Genomic DNA, 21,160 nt, shown 5'->3' with positions numbered 1-21,160 from the left:
AACAGAGCCACGCCACTGCGTGCGCCATAGACAAGCCATACAGATGAACACCAAGTCACTCAGGGCGCTCGGATTCCTCATCCTCATCCTTGCCGCCACAGCTGGACTAGCCAGCTACACCTCTGCCACGAGACGAGCACAGACACCTAGCAAACCCACTCAACACCTAGCAGGCATGAAAGAGATCTATCTAGCCGGAGGCTGCTTCTGGGGTACGGAGCACTTCTTCAAGCAAGTACGCGGCATCACCTCCACCGAGGTCGGCTACGCCAACGGACATACCAGCGCCCCCACCTACGAGCAGGTATGCTCCCATACGACGGGCTTCGCCGAGGCCGTACACCTCCAGTACGCCCCCGATCAGCTCGCCCTCTCCAAGATCCTCGAGCTCTACTTCCTCACCATAGACCCCACCTCGCTCAATCGACAGGGCGGCGACATCGGGGACCAGTACCGCACGGGGATCTACTACACCGACTCCACGGATCTACCCGTGATCCAGGCGGCACTCAGCGCGCTCCAGGCCAAGCACTCCAAGCCCCTGGCCATAGAGCTAGCCCCGCTGCAGAACTTCTACAGCGCGGAGGACTACCACCAGGATTACCTGGACAAGAATCCCAGCGGCTACTGCCACATACGCCCCGAGCTCTTCCGCATCGCGCGTGAGGCCAATCCCTACGTGCGTCCCAGCGACAGCGAGCTACGCCAGCGCCTCACGGCCACGCAGTACGCCGTCACGCAGCACGCCGCGACGGAGCACCCCTTCGACAACGACTACTGGGATGAGCAGCGCGAGGGGATCTACGTAGACATCACTACGGGCGAACCGCTCTTCGTCTCGGCCGACAAGTTCGACTCGGGCTGCGGCTGGCCGAGCTTCTCCCGTCCCATCGACAACAAACTCCTAGAGGAGCATCAGGACAAGACCCTCGGCATGCTACGCATCGAGGTGCGAAGCAAGACGGGCAAGGCACACCTCGGGCACGTCTTCGATGACGGACCGAAGGAGCGAGGCGGTCTGCGCTACTGCATCAATAGCGCAGCCCTGCGCTTCATCCCCCGCGACTCCATGGTGCAGCAGGGCTACGGCAAATACCTTCCCCTGCTACAGACGAAGTCCGAGCCGAAGAAAAAGTAAGCTATCAAGCTAGAGAAGAAGCACTTCACCCACACCATAGGCAAACTATTAGGGAGGGCTGCTGGGTATCACCCCAGCAGCCCTCCCGCTTTTGTCTCAGCCTAGGCAAAGTAAGCCCAGGGCCTTTCCCTAGCCTCGCGAGGGTTATCCCTCAGCCAACTGACAGATAGCCCTCAGCCGCCTGACTGACGGCACTCAGCAAGCTCACTGATATCCATTACGCCCCTCCCCCTATACCCGCCCTTCGCTACGACATCTTTATCCCTCGGCTTGAGCTCAAGGCCGATCGGGGAGGAGACTAGGATGAGCATATCGCAGAGGCCAAGGCGGACAGGCCGAAAAAGTAAAGATTACTGCGTACCTTTGCGGTAGAGCGTCTGCCTCCCACCCTCGGGCTCTCCGTGGAGCCCCCAAGGGCAGGAGCGGGCTACACCTAGATAGTACAACGATGTCGCACAGCAACGAACGCGAGCTACAGCTCCTACGCAAGCATTTCCTCAGTCTCCTCAGCGAGGAGGCGCCACGGCTAGACCACCCGATCAATGACCTCTTCATCCAGCTAGACTGCGCCGCTGGCGAGCTGCGCCTCTACGACGACACCGACGAGGAGCTCTCACGCCTACCGGTCTACGCCTGGGAGGACACGGGCTCGGTAGATGCCCCCAGCGAGGCGGCCCTAGAGACCCTGCGCGAGGTAGTGACGCGTCTCGAGCAAAAGGGCTACTGGGACAAGGCGCTCTTCGCCCGTCCCTTCTCCGTCGTCCTCGTACGCTCCGACTTCTCCGTCCTCGAGGAGCTGCTCTTCCTCGATGAGGAGCTGGTACAGCTCTCGACGCCGCTGCTGGAGGGGCTCAATGCCGAGCTCAACGAATTTCTGAGCGAGCTTTTGGTGGATTTGAAATAAATCCCTATCTTTGCATCGCTTTAGCGGGAAAGCCACTAAGGCAAGGTTGCCGAAATAGCTCAGTTGGTAGAGCAATTCATTCGTAATGAATAGGTCGCCGGTTCGAGTCCGGCTTTCGGCTCAAGTAGTATGAACAAGTATGTTATAGGCGCTGGTTGTCGGGAGACAGGCAGCGCTGAGTTTTTATAGTCCTAGCCCTTAGGGGGCTACCCCTCCCCCACTTACAGCTCGGCCTCGGCCCACCTTATCTTCCAGCCTCGCTTCGAGCTATATCCATCTCACTCCTGCCTTTCTCCCTTCCTCCTCCCACTTATAGCCTGCATCGTCGCCGCAGGCTTGGTAGCGCATGCTCCCTTATACTAGAGCCCAGGCGAACACGGGAGACGGTCCGCCCTAGTCCTTCCCTAGCCTCGGTACATACAAGGAGCGAAGGGGATAAAAGCAGAGCGCGCCAGCACCCCGATCGGGATGCTGGCGCGCTCGCTTGCTTTATGGAACTCGGCCTCTAAAGGATGAGGCTAAGCCACCGAAAGGGTCTTAGGCCTTCTTACCCTGGTTGGCAACAGCCTCCATGAGCTTCTTGATCTCCTCTGGATCGCCGAGGAAGTAGTCCTTGACGAGGTTGAGCTGATCGTCGAACTCGAAGACGTAGGGCACAGCCGTGGGCAGGTTCAGCTCGATGATGTCCTCGTCCGAGATCCCCTTGAGAACCTTGATGATACCACGCAGGCTATTGCCGTGTGCAGCCACGAGTACATCGTCATGCTCCATCAGCGAGGGGAAGATCTCACCCTCCCAGTAGGGCAGCGTACGCGCTACCGTGTGGCACAGCGCCTCCGTCAGAGGGAGGTAGGCAGGTACGACACCAGCGTAGCGGGGGTCAGCCTGAGGTGCGCGCTCATCCGTGATCGCCAGAGGCGTAGGAGGCACGTCGTAGCTACGGCGCCAGATCTTGACCTGAGCATCGCCGTACTTCTCTGCCGTCTCTGCCTTGTTCAGACCCTGCAGCATGCCGTAGTGCTTCTCGTTGAGGCGCCAGCTCTTGGAGACGGGGATCCAGTCGAGGTCCATGACGTCGAGGATCTGATTGAGCGTCTTGATGGCGCGCTTGAGGTAGGAGGTGTAGGCCTTAGTGAAGTGGAAGCCGTTCTCCTTGAGCAGCGCCCCAGCCTTCTTTGCTTCCTCTACGCCCTTCTCGGACAGGTCGACGTTCGTCCAGCCCGTGAAGCGGTTTTCCTTATTCCACACGCTCTCGCCGTGACGGATCAGTACGATTCTCTTCATGATGTGATATTGATACTTATAGTGAACTAATAATCTGCTTGCATGTGCTTGCGGCTACAAAGATAGCCATTCTTAACCGCGCGCGTTGAGCTCCGCCAGGAGCCTGCGGACGGGCTCGCGCCAGTCTTCGCCGTTCTTAGGGCAGTAGGTGTGGATACCGAACTCTGCCGCCATGGCCACATTGGCGGGGCCGTCGTCGAGGAAGAGTGTCTCCTCGGGCTTCATTTCGCCCTCGCGCAGCATCGTCTCGAAGATACGGCGGTCAGGCTTGACCATCCCCATCTCGCAGGAGGCGAACTTCTTGACGCAATAGGACGATAGGGTACGCCCATTGGGTAGGAAGCGGTCGCTCTCACAGAAGTCCATGACGTAGGGGTTGGTATTCGACAGGATGAAGATCCGGTAGTCACCGAGCTCCTCGTCCACGAAGTCGAACTTGTAGGCATCGACCTCGCGCAGGAAGCCGAAGTAGGCGTGCGCGATCTCCTCGTAGCTCAGCTCGCGGCCCGCACTGCGGCTCAGGGCAGCGCGGAACTCAGGCTCCGTCATGCGTCCATCCTCCACCTGGAGGAAGTAGCCACTCTGTAGGTAGGGGTCGAGCATCTCGGCCACGTTGGGCACGCCTAGGGCATCGAAGCGGCGCAGTGCCTCCTCGCGATCGAGGTAGAAGAGCACGCCACCGAGGTCTAATACTATGTTCTTGATCATCTAGATAAATAATGAGTATAGGGGCTACTACTTGGGGCTCATCGTGATCAGCGGCACGAGCATCTCCTCGAGCGAGATACCGCCGTGCTGGAAGGTATCACGATAGTACTGCACGTAGTAGTTATAGTTGTTGGGGTAGGCAAAGAAGTCGTCGTTGTAGCAGAAGACGTACTTGTCCGAGAGCTTGGTCTGCGGCAGGCCCACCTTGGCGGGCACAGCGACCTCGTAGACTTCCTTGGGATTGTAGCTCAGGGTCTTGCCGACCTTGTAGCGTAGGTTGGTATTGGTATTCTTGTCGCCTACGATCTTGACGGGACCCTTGACGCGTATGGTACCATGGTCTGTCGTGAGGATCACGCGGTAGCCCATCTCGGCGATCTGCTTGAAGAGGTTGTAGGTCGTCGAGTGGCGAAACCAGCTCTTGGTCAACGAGCGGTAGGCGGCCTCGGTATTAGCCAGCTCGCGTATCATCTTGCTCTCGGTACGAGCATGCGAGAGCATGTCGACGAAGTTCAGGACAATGACATTGAGCGGGTACTGCTTGAGGCTGTTGAGGTTCGAGAGGAGCTTCTCACCGAAGCGCGGCTCGTAGACCTTATTGTAGGAGAAGCTGTAGTTCTTGCGGTAGCGCTGCAGCAGCGTCTGGATCATGGGCTCCTCGTTGAGGTTCTTCCCCTCCTCGCTCTCCTCGTCCACCCATAGCTCGGGGAACATCTTGGCGATGTCTAGCGGCATCAGCCCAGAGAAGATCGCATTGCGCGCATACTGCGTCGCCGTCGGCAGGATGGATAGGTAGAGCTGCTCCTCGTCGAAGGTGTAGAACTCGCTGAGCATAGCCTTGACCGACTCCCACTGGTCGTAGCGGAAGTTGTCGATGAGGATGAAGAAGACCTTCTCCCCAGCGTCCAGGAGCGGAAAGACCTGCTTCTTGAAGAGGTCGGGACTAAGCAGCGGACGCCCCTCAGGCTCACGTATCCAGCCCTCGTAGTGGCGCATGATGAAGCGGCTGAAGAGGCGTCCCGCCTCGGCCTTCTGCATCTCTAGCAGCTCGCGCATCTGCGCATCGCCCTGCTCCAGCTCCAGCTCCCAGTGCACGAGACGACGGTAGAGGTCCTTCCACTCGTCGAGGCTAAGGCGATCGCTCAGCTGCATGCTGATCTGGGCGAACTCCTGGCGGTAGTTCATCGTCGTAGCCTCACTGATGATGTCGCTCTGGTGGAGATGCTTCTTCAGCGAGAGCAGCAGCTGGCTGGGATTGACGGGCTTGATGAGGTAGTCCGTGATCTTGCCGCCGATGGCCTGGTTCATCAGCTCCTCCTCCTCGCTCTTGGTCACCATGATGACGGGGACGAAGGGGCGCAGCTCCTTGATCCGCTGCAGCGTGTCGAGCCCGGTGAGGCCAGGCATATGCTCGTCGAGGAAGATGAGGTCGAAGTGCTCCGCCTGCACCGCATCGATGGCTTCGTTGCCACTCAGTACGGGCGTTACCTCGTAGCCCTTATTCTTCAGGAAGAGGATGTGGGGCTTGAGCAGGTCGATCTCATCGTCTGCCCAGAGGATCTGATATACTTTGCTTGTGCTCATTTGTCTGCAGTCCTTTATCGGGGCGATGCCATGCGCATTGCCTCTACTAAGATACGGCATTCCGAGCACATAGCCTTGCCCCCGAGCCCTCCGCTGCAGGACTGAGGCCTAGGGCTCAGCTCGGACAAGAAGCCCCGCCCCTAAGGCCCAGCAAAGGCAGAGCCAAGCCGCAGCCTCGCTCCAGTTGCCCGCGGGCAAGCGACGGCCAAGGCCGTGAGCCCCTTGCCCAAGTCCCCCAGCAAAGCAGTCCAAGGGGCCCAGCGAAGCCCCCTACAAGGCTTCGACACCGTAAGGGCTATCCCTCAGCCTCCTGACTGCTATCCCTGAGGCGCCTCACTGACGCCCCTCAGCACGCCCACTGATATCCCTCAGAGGCCTTCCGCCTTAGCTCACGATCTCACCTTCCCTCTCCCGCAGCCTCGGCAAAAGACAAGGGGCGCACCCTCCAGCGGAGGATGCGCCCCTCGTAGCGCCTAAGGCCTGCGGCCTAAGCCAGCTTATCCTAGATTAGAGGGAGTTCACCGTGAGGATAGCCACCAGCAGGGCCAGGATGGCGTAGAGCTCAGGGAAGACGGCCATCACCATCGTAGCGCTGAAGACGTTCTCGCCGCTACCAATGGCCTGAATCCCGTTGGCGCAGACCTGCGCCTGACGGATCGCGGAGTAGAGGCCGACGATACCGAGGATCAGCCCAGCACCGAAGATCGCCCAGGCAGCGAAGGGAGTGATCGCCCCTGCGGCGATGAGCTTATCCAGCGCCGTCTTGGCCATGAAGAAGCCTACGAAGCCATACAGCCCCTGGGAGCTAGGTAGCGCCGCCAGACCGATATACTGCCCCAGCGAGTCAGGGTTCTTCCTCATCGCTCCGACTGCAGCATTACCGCAGATCGTCACGCCGATGCTACTACCGATACCTGTAAGGCCTACCATCAGCGCGAGGCCGAGGAATGACAACATCTCATTCATAATCGTTGAGTTGAGTTAATAGTACTATTATTCTTTTGCTTGTTTACTTACTTACGCTTGAGGGGCGCATAGGGACGGCCTCCGCCCTCGAATTCGCTGTTCTTGTAGTACTCTACGAAGGTCAGACGAAGTGGGTGGACAAAGGCGCCGATGAGGGCGATGCCGAAGTTGATCGTATGCCCAAAGGCCAGGATGAAGAGCGCCATCACCCAGCCGATGACGATGCCGCCGATGCTCGCATCAGCCCCCGAGGGGATGCAGGACATAGCCAGCTGGTTGAAGACACTCCCTAGGATACTCCCCGTCAGCCCGATGGCGAAGAGGCGGATATAGGAGAGGGCGTCCCCGAGCAGCCCCGAGGCATTGTTGTAGGAGGTCCAGAGGCCCGAGCCGACATTGATCAGCGGGTTCTTGCCTGGACTGTTGTAGAGGAAGGCTACCAGTACCGAGAGCCCGACGATGCCGTAGAGGCCATACTGCAGCCATAGGGGCAGCGCGATCTCGAGCTTCGGCAGGAGGTAGATCAGACCTAGGCCGATGAGCAGCAGCACCCAGGCATAGCCTGAGAGCGCATAGCGCCAGCCCTGCTGTCGACTCGTCTTGTAGGCCCCTACGAGCTTACCGAAGAAGACCTGGATGAGGCCGATGACCACGGCGATGACCATCATGTTGTCCTGGTTGAAGAGGTAGTCCTTGTCCCGTGCCCAGGGTAGCTCCATGCCGAAGATCGAGCCGAGGACGAGCCCTACGACGAAGGCGCCGCCTCCGAGCCACTGCCCGAGGCTGAGGAGACTATTGTCCCCGCCCTTGTTCCTGAGTCGGAAGTAGGTCGAGGCCAGCAGGAGGATGAGCCCATAGCCTGCATCGCCGAAGCACATGCCGAAGAAGAGCATGAAGAAGGGTGCGATGAGGACCGTCTGGTCGATCTCTCCATAGTTGGGCAACGAGAAGAGCTGCGTAATGAACTCGAAGCTACGGGCGAAGCTATTATTCTTGAGCTGTATGGGCACGCGCTCCGTCGCAGGGTCGAAGTCGATTTGCTTGAAGTAGCAGCCCGAGCCCGCCAGTGCTTGCTCGAAGGCCGCGGCCTGCTCCGTCGGGACGAAGCCCTCCAGCAGATACAGGCGCTCATCGGCCAGGCGCTCGGCCTGCAGCTGTGCCTTGCCGAAGCTCAGCTCATTCTCCAGCACCCTATCATACTGCTCCAGCTCAGCCAGATGGCTGGGAGCCTCGATCGTGATGCTACGCTCCAGCGTCTCCAGCTCCTCACGGCGCTGCGTGATGAGCTCCTCGACCTGTGCCACGCTACGTGCGGGGCGAGCTAGGCGATCGGCCTCGGTCAGCGGCGCAGCATCCCCAGCACGACGCACGAGGACGAAGTACTTACGCCCCGCCTGCTCGGCGATGGAGAGCACATCGTGCCCTGCCTCGAAGTCCTCCGTATAGCGTGCCAGCGGCATACTATAGAACTCCAGCTGATAGCCCGCGGCATCCAGCTCCTCGAGACGCTCGGGGCTGAAGTCGCCCCACAGCGCTACTTCGCTAGCCTCCGCATGTAGGGCGGCGAGCTCCTGCTGCTTCTGTCCACGTAGCTCGAGGAGTCCGTGCAGCTCACGACTGAGCTCCTGCCCCTCAGCGCGCTGCCTGAGGCGAGGATGCAGCTCGGGGTCCTGCCCCTCGGCGAAGGGTCGCAGCTGACGTAGCAGGGTCTTGACCTCACCACGCTCCTGCTGGATCTGCTGCAGCTCCTCCACCTCACGCGTATCGCGACGCTCCTGGATGTGGAGCACGCCGAGCTCACGCAGCTGGTGGAGCACAGCCTCGTAGTCCTTATGGAAGACGAGGAAGGCGTATTTACTCATTGGCTGTATCATAGCTCTTCCTCCTCCTTTTGCTTACGCTTCTCGATATTGGTACGCATGATCTTCTGCGAGGCCTTCGAGAGGCTCTCTTCATCCTCGATGAAGCGCTTGATCTTGCGGATGGCATCCTGATAGCCAGGGATCTGCACCTTCTCGAAGAGGTTCACCTTCTGCGTGGTCTTCTTGCGAGCGTGCTCGAGGTACTCCATCTTGAGACGGAGGAACTCGGCCTGGATGCCCGTCGTGGCAAGCGTCTTGAGCAGCTCGATGCCCTCGGCGAACCAGCTCGGGGCGTTGAAGATGCTGAAGGGACGCACCTCGTAGTGGATCTCTCCGAGGACGGGCAGCATGACGCCAGCGACCTTGCGCATGGACAGGTCTACCCTATCGACGGTGATCAAGCTGGGGTCGAACTCTGCCCACAGGCTCACCATACCCTGGTAGCCCTGCAGCTCTCGCTCCAGCTTCGCCTCTAGCTCCTCGACCTCGCGCTTGGTTTGCTTGACCTGCTGCCTCAGGGCGCTCTCCTTGCTCTTGATGGTAGGCAAGGTGCGCAGGCGCATCTTCAGCGCCTTTTCCTGCTGCTGTAGCGAGGTCTTGTTGTATTGAAATCGTATCGCCATAAGACGTTTGATGGCTACCTAGTTATTCCTTAGTCACGATGGTGAGCTCTCGACCCCGGACGATTATAGCCTGGTGGTTCGTGATCGGTACGAGAGAGAGTCGGCCACCATACGTAGCGAGCACAGTCTCCGCCATCTCGACGAAGGGGAAGCACCGGTAGTGCGGCAAAGGATACTTCTCGATCAAGCCTAGTGCAGCGAAGGAGGTCAGCTCAGGAGCCGCCTGGGTCTCATCCATTAGCTGAACATACTCGATGCTAGGTGCCAGGATCACCGACCCTGCCGACTCGCCTATATAAGGTTTTCCTCTCTCTATTTCCCGCTGGATAAGCTTATCCGCACCTTTACGCTTCAGTTCCTGAAGGAGGTAGAAGGCATTGCCTCCCGAGATGTAGATAAGGTCACACTGCGAGAGGGAGACTGCTATCTCCTCAGGTGAAGCCTTAGAGACATCAAGGGGGAGTACCCTTAGCCCTAGCTGCTCCAAGGCCTCTCGCCCCAGCCCGACATACCCCGTATAGGACTCCGGGATGCTAGCTGTGGGGATAAAGGTGACGACCTTCTCCCGTAGCTCCATAGGGCAGGCTTGCTCTAGTAGAGGAGCTACATCGGCGAAAGAGGAGCAGAGGAAAAGGAAGATATTTGGGTTCATTCTCTGGAAGATATTTGGGTTCATTCTCTGTACTATTTGACTCTACCAGCCACACCTATAGGGAGCGGAGGCTCCCCGTGGGCCAACATACTGTCGCGAGTTCCCTTAGGCCTTAGGCCAGTACTTATCGACGAGGGACTGCTTGATATTCACCTCTGCTGGACGGAAGTACCGACCGAAGAGATGCCATGCCGTATCGAGCATCTGCTCGGTATCGATATTGACGTCGATGGCCAGCAGCTCACGGGAGTAGTCGGCCGCGAAGGAGAGCGTGCGCTCGTCGTAGTCGGTGAGGTCGAAGCCGTTCTCCATCTTGGTCTGTGCGCCAGCGGCATCCGAGAAGAGACGGACGGCAGCATTCATCACCTGGGGATGGTCCTCACGGGTCTTCTTGCCGATGACGAGCTGCTTGAGGCGCGACAGCGAGCGGAAGGGGTCGATGATGACCTTACCGACATTGGAGTCGCGGCGCAGGTAGAGCTGCCCCTCGGTGATGTACCCCGTGTTGTCGGGCACTGCGTGGGTGATGTCCCCACCCGAGAGGGTCGTCACGGCGATGATGGTGATGGAGCCTCCGTCGGGGAACTGTACCGCCTTCTCGTAGATCTTCGCTAGGTCGGAGTAGAGCGAGCCCGGCATCGAGTCCTTGGAGGGGATCTGGTCCATACGGTTGGAGACGATAGCCAGGGCATCGGCGTAGTTCGTCATGTCGGTGAGCAGCACAAGGACCTTCTCGCCCTTGACAACGGAGAAGTACTCAGCGGCCGTGAGCGCCATGTCGGGGATGAGCAGGCGCTCGACGGAGGGATCCTCCGTCGTGTTGATGAAGCTGACGATGCGGTCTAGGGCACCGGCGTTGCTGAAGGTATTCTTGAAGAAGAGGTAGTCGTCATTGGTCATACCCATCCCGCCGAGAATGATCTTGTCACTCTTGGCACGGAGGGCCACCATGGCCATCACCTCATTGAAGGGCTGGTCAGGGTCAGCGAAGAAGGGGATCTTCTGCCCCGTGACGAGCGTGTTATTAAGGTCGATGCCTGCGATCCCCGTGGCGATCAGCTCGGAGGGCTGCTCGCGGCGAACAGGATTGACCGAGGGGCCGCCGATCTCTACCTCCTGGCCCGAGACGGCGGGGCCGCCATCGATGGGCTCGCCGTAGGCGTTGAAGAAGCGCCCTACGAGCTGGTCGCCGACCTGGAGCGAAGGGGCCTTGCCGAGGAAGATGACCTCGGCGTCCGTGGGGATGCCCTCCGTACCGCCGAAGACCTGCAGCGTGACCTCATCGTTCATGATACGCACGACCTGCGCCAGGCGCCCGTCGATCGTAGCCAGCTCCTCATTACCTACGCCTGTAGCGCGGAGCATACAGGTGGCCTTCGTAATGTTCTCGACCTTGGTGTATATCTTTTGGAATGCTTTTGCTGCCATAATCGTCTTAGTTTTTTGCGCGCTGTGCGACCAGTTCGTCGGCGCGTGCCTCGTTACGCGCGAAGTCCTCGCTGCGGAAGACCGAATAGCTCATCTGCTTGAGGGCATTGATCAGATCCTTGAAGTGCTCACCCACCTGGACGAAGTCCTCGAAGGCAAAGTCCGTGCGGCAGATCTGCATGACCTTGTCCACCATGTACTCCTGACGCTCGAGCGAGCAGTTGGCGTCGATCTCGTCGAAGGCGTCCTGCTGGCAGATGACGAAGTCGATGAGCTCGCTCTTCCAGAAGGTAATGTGGTAGTCCAGCGGCACGCCGTCGTCACCGAGGATGTTGATCTGCTCGGAGATCTCCTTACCCTGGATGAGGCGCTGCTTCATCTCCCCGACCTTAGCGATCCAGCCCGAGCCGATGCGCTCGGCCATGTAGTCCTGGAACTCAGGGTACTCCAGGTACTTGGAGTAGCTGTCGATGGGGTTGACGGCGGGGTAGCGCTTGCGGTCGGCACGCTCCTGCTCGAGGGCGTAGAAGCAGCGGGCTACCTTCTTGGTGTTCTCCGTCACGGGTTCCTTGAGGTTGCCCCCTGCAGGAGATACCGTCCCGATGAAGGTCACGGAGCCCGTAGCGCCGTTGTTGAGGTGGACGAAGCCAGCGCGAGCGTAGAAGTTCGCCACGATGGCCGAGAGGTCCATAGGGAAGGCGTCGGGGCCAGGGAGCTCCTCGAGGCGGTTCGACATCTCACGCAGCGCCTGAGCCCAGCGGGAGGTGGAGTCGGCCATCAGCAGCACCTTTAGCCCCATGGAGCGGTAGTACTCGGCGATGGTCATCGCGGTGTAGACCGAGGCCTCACGGGCTGCCACAGGCATGTTGGAGGTATTAGCGATGATGATGGTACGCTCCATGAGCGGGCGGCCGGTGTTGGGGTCCTTGAGCTCGGGGAACTCCTTGAAGACCTCCACGACCTCATTGGCACGCTCCCCGCAGGCAGCGATGATGACGATGTCGGCCTCGGCCTGCTTACTGATGGCATGCTGGAGCACGGTCTTCCCCGTACCGAAGGGACCGGGGATGAAGCCCGTACCGCCCTCTACGATGGGGTTCATGGTGTCGATCATACGCACCCCTGTCTCGAGAAGCTTATGGGGGCGAGGCTTCTCGGCATAGCAGCTAATGGGGCGCTTGACGGGCCACTTCTGCTCCATGGTCACCTGGTGCTCCTGCCCTGCCTCGTCGGTGAGGACAGCGATGGTCTCCTTTACCGTGTAGTCCCCCGCAGCGGCGATGGTCTTGACGGTATAGAGGCCCTCGAAGGTGAAGGGGACCATGACCTTGATGGACTGGAAGTTCTCCGTCACCTCACCCAGCCAGCTCCCAGCCTGCACGCGATCCCCAGGCTGAGCCAGCGGAGAGAAGCCCCACTGCTTGCCCTCATCTAGGGGATAGGTATAGGTACCGCGGCTGAGGAAGACGCCCTCCATCTTGTCGAGGTCGTTCTGCAGCCCGTCGTAGTTCTTGGAGAGCATCCCTGGGCCGAGCGTCACCTCGAGCATGTGCCCCTCGAAGCGGACTTCGTCCCCGATGCGCATGCCACGCGTCGACTCGAAGACCTGGGCGTAGGCGTTCTTGCCCTGTACCTTGATGACCTCGCTCATGAGGTCTACGCCTGCGACGGTGATGTAGCAGATCTCATTCTGAGACACAGGACCGTCAGCCTCTATGGTCACGAGGTTACCGACCACGCCCTTTACTATGCCTTTTGTTGCCATTATGTATGATTGTATTCTTCGGTGTTGCGATGTGATTGCGATGTCCCTCGGGGGCCGCCTATCGGTGGCTGTGCCTGAAGTCATCGAGGACGCGTGCGCTCTCGCCCTTGAGCCCGTGTACGATACCGCGGAAGGTAGCCTCGCCGTGCTCGGCGTCTAGCTGGACCCAGCGGCCGAGGATCTCTAGGCGCAGGTAGTAGCAAAGGACATTGTCTATATCGAAGACACGGACGAAGGTCCACTCATCCATCCACTGCCACTTCAGCAGGTCGATGAGGCGCTCGCGGCGCGCGATATCACGCTCCTCAGCGATGCGAAGCACGTCCTTGAGGTAGGGCAACTGATCGCCCAGCCCCAGGTCCTTGCTCGTGCTGGTACGCAGCAGTTCCTCGACCTCACCGTTGCCTACGATGTAGTCCTTAGGGTCCCAGCCGAGGCGACGACAGGTATAGAGCGCGAGTATGTTACGTAGGTTCTTGTTCAGCTCAGCCCAGCCACGGACGAAGGCGCTGGAGCTCGTCCCGAGCCACTCATAGTAGTAGCGCGAGAGGCGATCCTCTAGGGCGATACGCTCGTGGCGCAGCTCCTCGATGAGGGCGGGCGTGGTGCTATCGGCGCGCCAGTCATCGGCCGCGGGACGATAGTAGAGCTCGTAGACGAAGCGTGCCTGATAGCTGGGGATCCCCTTTGGTGCTGTGAGGCGTGCTCCCTCGGAGGCGCGCTGCGCGATCGAGCGCAGCGCATCGAGGCGCCTAGAGCTCTCGTCCGAATCCTCATGGGGCAGCTCCTCAGAGTCACCCTCGGGGCTGGGGGCTAGCGCATCGGTGCTGATCCAGTCGATGAGCTGAGGATGCAGCCGCTCGGCACGCAGCGCCTCCAGGAGCTGGCGGTCGGCGGTGCTGAGGACAGGCTGTAGCTCGTGGTAGAATTCCTCCGCCGTATAGGGAGGCTTCGCCATCTCAGCGGTCAAGACTGGGAGCCCTGATACTAAGCCGTAGTACTTAGCCATGGTCTTGTCTCAAGGATGCTGGTGAGGCCTTAGAAGAGCATCTTGCTCAGCTCGGGACGTAGGAAGCTCTTGAAGAGCTCGGCGAACTCAGCCTCTCCGAACTGGATCTTGAAGCTGCCATCCTTAGGGGAGATCGTGAAGTCTGTGGGCTTGCCCGCGACAGAGCGGATGCTGACCCCTTGCTCGAGGAGCTGCTTGGCGTTGGACGCGAAGTAGCTACGCAGTGCCTCGGCGTCAGCCGTGGCGATCTCTACGCCGCGGTTGAGGTCGAAGCCCTCGACGATACGAGCCACGAGGCCCTGGATGAACTGGGGATCTACAGCTAGTGCCTTGGTATTCTGCTCTGCCACCTGGCCCTGGATCTGGTCAGCGATGCTGCTGCGGAGGCTGTCGACGAGCTGGGCGCTGTAGAGGCGCAGCTCGGACTGTGTGTTCTCCTTGAGTTCCTTGGCTCGGCGCTCAGCATCTGCGATGAGTGCTGCGGCACGTGCCTGTGCGTCGGCTTCGATGGTCTTGGCTTTGGTCTCGGCCTCAGCGATGAGTCGCTGTGCTTCCGTCTGTCCTCGCTCTACCCCTTCGTTGTAGATCTTCTCGGTCAGTTCTTGAATCTTTGCATCCATATCCTGAATTACGTTCGTTTGTCTGCAGTAGTATCGTCAGGAGGCTGTGCTCCCTGCGTCTTGGACAAAGGTAAAGATTTTTTCACTTCAAAACACCCCCTCGCCGAAGTCGTCAAATTAGCCCCACACAGTCCCCGTCTCAAGTAGCTCCCAAGGGTCCTCCAGGCCAGCCCCCCTTGCCTCGCAAGAGCGCTCGAGGGCAAGGCTCGGTGGACCTGAGGGATATCCCTCACGAGGCTGAGGGACGTCCATGAGTGCCCTGACTGATATCCCTCGGGGGTGCTGACTGATATCCCTCAGTGCGGCGCGGCCTAAGCCTCAGCCTGTGGAGCCCCTTGCGGAGGAAGCTAAGGCCTCACGCAAGCTGCACCCAAGGCAAGCGAGCAGGGCCGAGACAAGCCCTTCGTCCAAGCCCCGCAGCCCCCTACGACAGCCCGCCGCAGTGGGTGTGCACTCCTTGGAGTGTGGCAGAAAAGTCGTTACTTTGTATATATAATCAGCATATACTCAAGGTATGAATACATTCAAGCGTGTGCTGCTCAAGCTCAGCGGAGAGTCTCTGATGGGCGCCAAGCAGTATGGTATCGACACGGATCGCCTGGGCGACTACGCCCGCGACATCAAGGCGGCCTCGGAGCAGGGCATTCAGATAGCGATCGTCATCGGCGGGGGCAACATCTTCCGCGGACTGAGCGGTGCAGCCCAGGGCTTCGATCGCGTGCAGGGCGACCAGATGGGGATGCTCGCCACGGTCATCAATAGCCTCGCCCTAGGCTCTGCACTGACAGCTCTCGGCGTCAAGAACCGCGTCTTCACCGCCATACGCATGGAGCCTATCGGGGAGTACTACGCACAGCCCCGCGTCCTGGAGGCGCTGGAGCGTGGCGAGGTCGTCATCCTCTCGGGCGGTACGGGCAATCCCTACTTCACCACCGATACAGGTAGCTCGCTGCGCGGCATCGAGCTCAAGGCCGACGTCATGCTCAAGGGTACCCGCGTGGATGGGATCTACACGGCAGACCCGGAGAAGGACCCCACGGCGACCAAGTACGACCGCATCACCTACGATGAGATCTATCAGCGCGGGCTGAAGATCATGGACCTCACGGCTACGACGATGTGCATGGAGAACAAGCTCCCCATCATCGTCTTCGATATGGATACCCCGGGCAACCTACTGAAGGTGCTGCGCGGCGAGTCCATCGGCACCTACGTGGGCTTCTAGGGACAGATACATTATATATAAGGACAAGCATAAATCTATAAAGCATATCAATGAGCGAACTGAAGAATCTAACGGCGCAGGCTGGCGCCCAGATGGAGAAGACGGTAGAGCACCTCGAGGAGGCGCTGGCACGTGTGCGTGCTGGTAAGGCCAATGTCAAGATCCTCGACGGCATCATGGTCGAGTACTATGGCAGCCTCGTACCCCTGACGCAGGTAGGTACCGTGACCGTACCCGACGCCAAGAGTATCGTCATCACCCCCTGGGAGAAGAATATCATCCGCGATATCGAGCGCGCCATCATCAACTCGCCCCTGGGTATCACGCCTGAGAACAATGGCGAGCTGATCCGCCTGGGCATCCCGCCCCTCACCGAGGATCGCCGTCGCGAGCTGGTCAAGCAGGTCAAGGCCGACGCCGAGGCTGCCAAGGTAGCCGTACGCAATGCGCGCCGCGACACCAACGATGCCATCAAGAAGAGCATCAAGGCGGACAACACCCCCGAGGACGTAGCTAAGGACGCCGAGGCCGAGGTGCAGAAGATTCATGATCGCTATATCAAGAAGATCGACGAGCTCTTCGCCGCCAAGGAGAAGGAAATCATGACCGTCTAATCTAGGCCCTGTAGTGTGACGGGACTAGTCATCAAGAATACCGGGAGCCACTACGGCGTACGGGCCGAGGACGGCAAGGAATATCTTTGCCTTGCCAAGGGCAACCTACGCCTTAGAGGCTTCCGCAGCACCAACCCCATCGTAGTGGGGGATCTCGTCCAGCTCGAGCTCAACGAGCAGGACGAGGTGCACTACATCCGCGACATCCTGCCGCGACGCAACTACATTATCCGTCGCTCGGCCAATCTCTCCAAGGAGTCGCACATCCTAGCGGCGAATCTCGACGCCTCCTTCCTCGTCTGCACCATCGCTGCCCCCGAGACCAGCACGACCTTCATCGACCGCTTCCTCGCGACGGCGGAGGCCTATCGGGTACCGACGGAGCTGATCTTCAACAAGGTCGACCTCTATACCCCCGAGGCGCTGGAGTACATGCAGGAGCTCATCGAGCTCTACAGCGGCATCGGCTACCCCTGCCACGCAGTATCTGCCACCACAGGTGAGGGCGTCGACGAGCTCCTAGGCAGGCTGGAGGGCAAGATAACCCTCTTCAGCGGTCACTCAGGCGTCGGCAAGAGCACGCTCATCAATAGGCTCATCCCTGGCGCGGAGCTGCGCACGGGGCAGATCTCTATGGCGCACTTCAAGGGGATGCATACCACGACCTTCTCGCAGATGATCCCCCTGCCCTCGGCTGGCGGAGGCTACCTCATCGACACGCCGGGGATCAAGGGCTTCGGCATGCTGGAGATGGAGGAGGCAGAGGTCTCGCATTACTTCCCCGAGATCTTCGCAGAGAGCGCACACTGCCGCTTCGGCAACTGCTCGCATACGCACGAGCCTGGTTGCGCCGTTCTATCAGCACTAGAGGAGGGACGCATCGCGCCCTCCCGATACACCAGTTACCTCGGTATCCTCGAGGACAAAGAAGGTGGCAAGTACCGCCCCGAGTATAAGTAAGGTAAGGCCGGGAGGCCTCAGGCACGACGTCCTAAGCCCCTGGGCTGCGGCCTCAGCCTAGCCCCCACAGCCCAGCCTAAGCAATCAGTAGCATTAGTACGAATGATGAATATCCTATCTAGAGGATGCGCTGCAGCAGCGGCCCTCTTCCTCTTCACAGCCTGCAGCACCGTGCCCATCACGGGGCGCAACCAGTTCAGCCTCGTATCCGACGGCGAGATCCTATCGATGAGCGCGACGCAGTACCGCCAGTTCATCAGCCAGGCTCAGCTCAGCAGGAACAGCAGCTACAACGCGCGTGTCAGCCAGGTAGGCCGTCGCCTCGCCGCGGCCACGAACTCCTATCTCAAGGAGAACGGCTATACCGACATGCTCTCCACACTTAGCTGGGAGTTCAACGTCGTCGATAGCAAGCAGGTCAACGCCTTCTGTATGCCTGGCGGCAAGATCGTCGTCTACACCGGTCTGCTGAATCTCGTAGGTAACGGCGCCCACGCGGATGACGAGCTCGCAGCCGTCATGGGGCACGAGCTCAGCCACGCGCTGGCCAAGCATGCCAACGAGCGCATCAGCAATCAGATGCTCCTGCAGGCAGGCGGCCAGATCCTCGGCGCTGCAGTAGGATCACGCTCGGCGACCCTCGGCGCACTCATCAATCAGACCTACGGCATCGGTGCTCAGGTCGGTGTGATGCTCCCCTTCGGTCGCAAACAGGAGTATGAGGCCGACAAGATGGGACTCGTCCTCATGGCTATCGCAGGCTACGATCCACGCTACGCCGTGAACTTCTGGCAGAAGATGTCCTCTAGCAAGGGCGGCCAGCAGGTCAGCGAACTGATGAGCACGCACCCCAGCGACGAGAACCGCATCCGCGCCATCAACGAGTACCTCCCCACGGCGCTGAAGTACTACACGGGCAAGGCCACTCCCAGCACGAGCCCCACGACGACGCGCTCTACCCAACAGCAGGGCGTACGCGTCTCGGACCTCAACCGTCTACTCAAGCGCTAGTTCGCCTAGCCGACGATGGCCTCTGCCTCGCTGCGCCCCCAGCTTAGCCTCCCCCTGGCCTATAGCCTCGAGGCTCTGGGATCGACCCCTCGCCCTGCTCTAGAGACGACCTCGCCCCGCGGCAAGGCTACTCTGCGGCAGGGCGAGCTCGCGCCGAGCCGCAGCGCCATCGTACCTTAGCTGCCGAGCCCAACTTACTCGGCCAGCTGAGCTTCTATTACTCAGGCCGCCTAGGTCACCCGAGCGAGGCGTCGCCGACCCACAGCCACCCCACCCTCTTCCCCTAGCCACACAGCCCTATGAAACTGCTGAAGCAAATCGTCCTCATCCTGATCATCCTCGTCGCCGTCGGGTGCCTCGTCTCCCTAGCCTTCCTCTCGGAGGCTCAGCGCATGATCGTCCTCGTCGGGGGCGGCTTTGCCATCCTCAACCTCGTCTTTATTCTCTTCTTCATCAGCAAGAATAGTAAGCGCCCAGAGCCACGCCGCTAGCAGCAGCACCACGACTCGAGCAGCGACTAATCAGCACAGCCCACAGCTATGAGCCCATACTCTAGGCGGACGCGCCGCGTCCTAGCCCTCACCCTAGCCCTCCTCATCAGCATCCCCGTCCTAGCACAGAGCAAGCGCATCCGCGAGCATGAGGTCGTACGCGAGGAGACCGTCTACAGCATCTCCCGACGCTACAATGTCCCCATAGAGAAGATCTACGAGCTGAATCCCTGGGCACGTACCCAGATCAAGGTCGGGGACAAGCTCCTGATCCCAAGCGAGGCGACGAGCCACAGCAGCACCAACCCCAAGGCCGAGAGCCGCAAGCATATCGTAGCCGCTGGCGAGACGCTCTACCGCATCAGTAAGAACTATGGCATCGAGCTGGAGCAGCTCCTGCGTGCCAATCCCGGCGTCACCTCCTCCAATGTCAAGGTAGGCATGGAGCTCGTCATCCCCAGCCCCGAGGCCGAGCAGTCCGCCACGGCCAGCCCTGCCCCTGAGCCTCAGAGCGTAGAGATCGCCTCCAACCAGGTGGCCAAGGCGCAGGTACGCGTGGCGCTGCTGCTACCGCTCACGAAGGGACGCCGCTACGTAGAGTTCTACGAGGGCTTCCTCCTCGGCATGTACGAGCTCAAGAAGACGGGCGTCAGCATCCAGCTGACCACGCTCGACACGCCGACAGACGACGCGCTCTCGGGGCACATCGCGCAGGGCAAGCTGCGGGATATGGATCTCGTCTTCGGCGGGGTCAATGAGCAGCAGATCGGTGCCCTAGCACGCGCGGGCGGCTACCGCTACTATGTCGTCCCCTTCAGCCGCGTCGACGGGCTGGAGCTCGGGGCGGGGAACTCGGCCGTCCTCGTCAACGCACACCCCGAGTACCTGATCGACCGCGTCATCCCGAGCTTCCTACATCGCTACAAGGGACGTGAAGTCGTCTTCGTCAAGCGCAGCAGCGACAGCGAGGACCTCTTCGCCCAGGAGCTGCGCAAGGCCCTACGCAGCGCTGGCCTCCCCCACCGCTCCATCGAGCTCGGCGGGCAGAGCCCGACCCTAGGCACGACGGCCGTCCTCGTACCCGTCTCAGCGGATCGCAACCTCGCGCAGGCTACCATCAGCTACCTTGAGCGCCAGAGCTCGGCGAACCTTACCCTCTTCGGCTACCCACAGTGGCAGTCCTTCGGGGGCGGCTTCCAGCGTAGCCTTAGCCGCTACAATGCGACGATCTACTCGAGCTTCTTCTTCGACCCGACGACCAGCGAGTCGCGCGACTTCCTCACGCAGTACAATCACTGGTTCAGCCACAAGATCGACAACACCTACCCCAAGTACAGCGTCCTTGGCTACGACCTAGCCCGCTACTTCATCCGCGCCTACTCACTCTACGGGCAAGGCTTCGTCAAGCACCTCAACTCCCTACCCTCGGACGGGCTGCAACTGGATATCTACCCCAAGGTGACCTTCACCGACGAGCAGGATGGCGTACGCCGCAGCGTCTATACCAACACCCGCTGTTACCTGGTCACCTACAAGTCCTCGGGCACCATCCAGCGTGATGCTATCTAGCTCCGCCCAGAGATGATACGTACCCTATGCTACAGCCTCCTCGTCCTAGGGCTCGCCGCTACGACGGCCAGCACCCAGGAGGCCAAGCCCCCCTTTCACCAGTCACTCGCCGTCGGTGTCCATGGTGGGATGCTGATGAGCCGCATCAACTTCGTCCCCAGCGTCAGCCAGCGGCTGCACTCAGGACTGATGGGCGGTGTCCTGCTCCGCTACAATGTAGAGCGTGGTGCCTCCCTGCAGCTCGAGGCCAACTATGTCCAAGGCGGCTGGCGGGAGAAGTACGATGCCGCTACGACCAGCTACAGCCGTACGCTGAACGCGCTCGAGGTGCCGCTGCTGACGCACCTCTATCTGGGGCAAGGGAGCGCTAAGTTCTACCTCAACGCGGGTCCCTTCGTCGGCTACATCCTCTCCGAGGCCTCCACGAGCTCGGGAGAGGATGCGATGAGTGATCAGGATAAGGTGCGCCATGCGCTGCCCGTCGCCAACCGCTTCTTCTGGGGGCTGGGCGGTGGCCCAGGCCTTAGCCTGCAGCTCGGCGGCCGTCACCGCATCGAGCTGGAGGGACGCCTCGTCTACGGGCTCGGCAATATATGGTCGAGTGCACGCACCTCGCCCTATCCCCAGTCCTCCGAGCTGCGCTTCGGCGCACGCCTCAGCTACGTCATCCAGCTCTAACCCCTAGGGCAGAGGGCTCCCGAGGGATATCAGTCAGTGAACTGAGGGACGTCCATGAGCCGCGCGAGG

At 60.3% G+C, this 21,160-nt stretch carries 21 protein-coding genes and 1 tRNA gene; 11 read left to right on the top strand and 11 right to left on the bottom strand.

All coding sequences use genetic code 11. The features are described from left to right. Positions 1-43 precede the first annotated feature (43 nt). From msrB to J4862_RS02620, 3 genes are all read left to right on the top strand, one after another. A complete protein-coding gene (msrB, locus tag J4862_RS02630) occupies positions 44-1,138 on the top strand; it encodes a peptide-methionine (R)-S-oxide reductase MsrB (protein ID WP_211789191.1) in 1,095 nt (364 codons plus the stop codon). 448 nt (positions 1,139-1,586) lie between these two features. Beyond that, positions 1,587-2,042, top strand: coding sequence for a hypothetical protein (locus J4862_RS02625; protein WP_211789190.1), 456 nt, complete (start codon positions 1,587-1,589; stop codon positions 2,040-2,042). 48 nt (positions 2,043-2,090) lie between these two features. Further along, a tRNA-Thr gene (locus tag J4862_RS02620) sits at positions 2,091-2,163 on the top strand. Positions 2,164-2,579: 416 nt separating this feature from the next. On the opposite strand, the gene gpmA is transcribed toward J4862_RS02620, so the two are convergent. The 11 genes from gpmA to J4862_RS02565 all read right to left on the bottom strand — a co-directional run bounded on the left by gpmA (position 2,580) and on the right by J4862_RS02565 (position 14,543). Then, positions 2,580-3,326: a 2,3-diphosphoglycerate-dependent phosphoglycerate mutase gene (gene gpmA / locus J4862_RS02615; protein ID WP_211789189.1), complete on the bottom strand. Its 747-nt coding sequence runs from the start codon at positions 3,324-3,326 to the stop codon at positions 2,580-2,582. 72 nt (positions 3,327-3,398) lie between these two features. Continuing rightward, positions 3,399-4,034 (bottom strand): HAD family phosphatase, encoded by a 636-nt coding sequence (locus tag J4862_RS02610; RefSeq protein WP_211789188.1) that lies wholly within the window; start codon positions 4,032-4,034, stop codon positions 3,399-3,401. 27 nt (positions 4,035-4,061) lie between these two features. After that, positions 4,062-5,618, bottom strand: a complete 1,557-nt coding sequence (locus tag J4862_RS02605) for a PglZ domain-containing protein (protein WP_211789187.1) — start codon at positions 5,616-5,618, stop codon at positions 4,062-4,064. A 507-nt stretch (positions 5,619-6,125) separates the two neighbouring features. Continuing rightward, positions 6,126-6,584 (bottom strand): ATPase, encoded by a 459-nt coding sequence (locus J4862_RS02600; RefSeq protein ID WP_211789186.1) that lies wholly within the window; start codon positions 6,582-6,584, stop codon positions 6,126-6,128. 47 nt (positions 6,585-6,631) lie between these two features. Beyond that, positions 6,632-8,446 (bottom strand): V-type ATP synthase subunit I, encoded by a 1,815-nt coding sequence (locus tag J4862_RS02595; RefSeq protein ID WP_211789185.1) that lies wholly within the window; start codon positions 8,444-8,446, stop codon positions 6,632-6,634. 8 nt (positions 8,447-8,454) lie between these two features. Then, the gene (locus J4862_RS02590) at positions 8,455-9,069 is read right to left on the bottom strand and encodes a V-type ATP synthase subunit D (RefSeq protein ID WP_211789184.1); all 615 of its coding nucleotides are present in this window, start codon (positions 9,067-9,069) and stop codon (positions 8,455-8,457) included. 22 nt (positions 9,070-9,091) lie between these two features. Continuing rightward, positions 9,092-9,745 carry a Type 1 glutamine amidotransferase-like domain-containing protein gene (locus tag J4862_RS02585; protein WP_211789183.1) on the bottom strand — a complete coding sequence of 218 codons (654 nt, stop codon included), beginning with the start codon at positions 9,743-9,745 and terminating at the stop codon, positions 9,092-9,094. Between the two features lie 81 nt (positions 9,746-9,826). Further along, positions 9,827-11,149: a V-type ATP synthase subunit B gene (locus J4862_RS02580; RefSeq protein WP_211789182.1), complete on the bottom strand. Its 1,323-nt coding sequence runs from the start codon at positions 11,147-11,149 to the stop codon at positions 9,827-9,829. A gap of 7 nt (positions 11,150-11,156) precedes the next feature. Next, positions 11,157-12,914 (bottom strand): V-type ATP synthase subunit A, encoded by a 1,758-nt coding sequence (locus tag J4862_RS02575; RefSeq protein WP_211789181.1) that lies wholly within the window; start codon positions 12,912-12,914, stop codon positions 11,157-11,159. A gap of 58 nt (positions 12,915-12,972) precedes the next feature. After that, positions 12,973-13,923: a DUF2764 family protein gene (locus J4862_RS02570; protein WP_211789180.1), complete on the bottom strand. Its 951-nt coding sequence runs from the start codon at positions 13,921-13,923 to the stop codon at positions 12,973-12,975. A gap of 29 nt (positions 13,924-13,952) precedes the next feature. Continuing rightward, positions 13,953-14,543 carry a hypothetical protein gene (locus J4862_RS02565; protein WP_211789179.1) on the bottom strand — a complete coding sequence of 197 codons (591 nt, stop codon included), beginning with the start codon at positions 14,541-14,543 and terminating at the stop codon, positions 13,953-13,955. A 514-nt stretch (positions 14,544-15,057) separates the two neighbouring features. Here J4862_RS02565 and pyrH point away from each other — a divergent pair. From pyrH to J4862_RS02525, 8 genes are all read left to right on the top strand, one after another. Continuing rightward, positions 15,058-15,768, top strand: a complete 711-nt coding sequence (pyrH, locus tag J4862_RS02560; RefSeq protein ID WP_211789178.1) for a UMP kinase — start codon at positions 15,058-15,060, stop codon at positions 15,766-15,768. Between the two features lie 92 nt (positions 15,769-15,860). Beyond that, a complete protein-coding gene (gene frr / locus J4862_RS02555; protein ID WP_371742408.1) occupies positions 15,861-16,382 on the top strand; it encodes a ribosome recycling factor in 522 nt (173 codons plus the stop codon). A 15-nt stretch (positions 16,383-16,397) separates the two neighbouring features. Then, positions 16,398-17,342 carry a ribosome small subunit-dependent GTPase A gene (gene rsgA / locus J4862_RS02550; RefSeq protein WP_211789176.1) on the top strand — a complete coding sequence of 315 codons (945 nt, stop codon included), beginning with the start codon at positions 16,398-16,400 and terminating at the stop codon, positions 17,340-17,342. A gap of 102 nt (positions 17,343-17,444) precedes the next feature. Then, entirely contained in the window at positions 17,445-18,353 is a 909-nt protein-coding gene (locus tag J4862_RS02545; protein WP_211789175.1) for a M48 family metallopeptidase, read from the top strand. A 15-nt stretch (positions 18,354-18,368) separates the two neighbouring features. Beyond that, on the top strand, positions 18,369-18,533 hold the full coding sequence (locus J4862_RS02540) for a hypothetical protein (RefSeq protein ID WP_211789174.1): 165 nt from the start codon (positions 18,369-18,371) through the stop codon (positions 18,531-18,533). A 119-nt stretch (positions 18,534-18,652) separates the two neighbouring features. Continuing rightward, positions 18,653-18,844, top strand: coding sequence for a hypothetical protein (locus J4862_RS02535; protein WP_211789173.1), 192 nt, complete (start codon positions 18,653-18,655; stop codon positions 18,842-18,844). Between the two features lie 48 nt (positions 18,845-18,892). Continuing rightward, a complete protein-coding gene (locus tag J4862_RS02530; protein ID WP_211789172.1) occupies positions 18,893-20,413 on the top strand; it encodes a LysM peptidoglycan-binding domain-containing protein in 1,521 nt (506 codons plus the stop codon). A 12-nt stretch (positions 20,414-20,425) separates the two neighbouring features. Then, positions 20,426-21,091 carry a porin family protein gene (locus J4862_RS02525; RefSeq protein ID WP_211789171.1) on the top strand — a complete coding sequence of 222 codons (666 nt, stop codon included), beginning with the start codon at positions 20,426-20,428 and terminating at the stop codon, positions 21,089-21,091. The last annotated feature ends 69 nt before the right edge of the window (positions 21,092-21,160 follow it).

This window comes from Porphyromonas sp. oral taxon 275 (assembly GCF_018127745.1).
Taxonomy (GTDB): Bacteria; Bacteroidota; Bacteroidia; order Bacteroidales; family Porphyromonadaceae; genus Porphyromonas.
The sequence above is the reverse complement of the archived record's forward strand: the minus strand, read 5'-3'. Positions and strand labels throughout refer to the sequence as shown.

Excerpts from the sequence above, each read along its gene's own strand:
- J4862_RS02580 (WP_211789182.1), bottom strand. The coding sequence starts at position 11,149 with ATGGCAGCAAAAGCATTCCAAAAGATATACACCAAGGTCGAGAACATT.
- J4862_RS02600 (WP_211789186.1), bottom strand. The coding sequence starts at position 6,584 with ATGAATGAGATGTTGTCATTCCTCGGCCTCGCGCTGATGGTAGGCCTT.
- pyrH (WP_211789178.1), top strand. The coding sequence starts at position 15,058 with ATGAATACATTCAAGCGTGTGCTGCTCAAGCTCAGCGGAGAGTCTCTG.
- gpmA (WP_211789189.1), bottom strand. The coding sequence starts at position 3,326 with ATGAAGAGAATCGTACTGATCCGTCACGGCGAGAGCGTGTGGAATAAG.
- J4862_RS02570 (WP_211789180.1), bottom strand. The coding sequence starts at position 13,923 with ATGGCTAAGTACTACGGCTTAGTATCAGGGCTCCCAGTCTTGACCGCT.
- J4862_RS02535 (WP_211789173.1), top strand. The coding sequence starts at position 18,653 with ATGAAACTGCTGAAGCAAATCGTCCTCATCCTGATCATCCTCGTCGCC.
- frr (WP_371742408.1), top strand. The coding sequence starts at position 15,861 with ATGGAGAAGACGGTAGAGCACCTCGAGGAGGCGCTGGCACGTGTGCGT.
- J4862_RS02605 (WP_211789187.1), bottom strand. The coding sequence starts at position 5,618 with ATGAGCACAAGCAAAGTATATCAGATCCTCTGGGCAGACGATGAGATC.
- J4862_RS02540 (WP_211789174.1), top strand. The coding sequence starts at position 18,369 with ATGGCCTCTGCCTCGCTGCGCCCCCAGCTTAGCCTCCCCCTGGCCTAT.
- J4862_RS02525 (WP_211789171.1), top strand. The coding sequence starts at position 20,426 with ATGATACGTACCCTATGCTACAGCCTCCTCGTCCTAGGGCTCGCCGCT.
- J4862_RS02530 (WP_211789172.1), top strand. The coding sequence starts at position 18,893 with ATGAGCCCATACTCTAGGCGGACGCGCCGCGTCCTAGCCCTCACCCTA.
- J4862_RS02545 (WP_211789175.1), top strand. The coding sequence starts at position 17,445 with ATGATGAATATCCTATCTAGAGGATGCGCTGCAGCAGCGGCCCTCTTC.
- J4862_RS02625 (WP_211789190.1), top strand. The coding sequence starts at position 1,587 with ATGTCGCACAGCAACGAACGCGAGCTACAGCTCCTACGCAAGCATTTC.
- J4862_RS02575 (WP_211789181.1), bottom strand. The coding sequence starts at position 12,914 with ATGGCAACAAAAGGCATAGTAAAGGGCGTGGTCGGTAACCTCGTGACC.
- J4862_RS02585 (WP_211789183.1), bottom strand. The coding sequence starts at position 9,745 with ATGAACCCAAATATCTTCCAGAGAATGAACCCAAATATCTTCCTTTTC.
- J4862_RS02565 (WP_211789179.1), bottom strand. The coding sequence starts at position 14,543 with ATGGATGCAAAGATTCAAGAACTGACCGAGAAGATCTACAACGAAGGG.
- msrB (WP_211789191.1), top strand. The coding sequence starts at position 44 with ATGAACACCAAGTCACTCAGGGCGCTCGGATTCCTCATCCTCATCCTT.
- J4862_RS02590 (WP_211789184.1), bottom strand. The coding sequence starts at position 9,069 with ATGGCGATACGATTTCAATACAACAAGACCTCGCTACAGCAGCAGGAA.
- J4862_RS02595 (WP_211789185.1), bottom strand. The coding sequence starts at position 8,446 with ATGAGTAAATACGCCTTCCTCGTCTTCCATAAGGACTACGAGGCTGTG.
- J4862_RS02610 (WP_211789188.1), bottom strand. The coding sequence starts at position 4,034 with ATGATCAAGAACATAGTATTAGACCTCGGTGGCGTGCTCTTCTACCTC.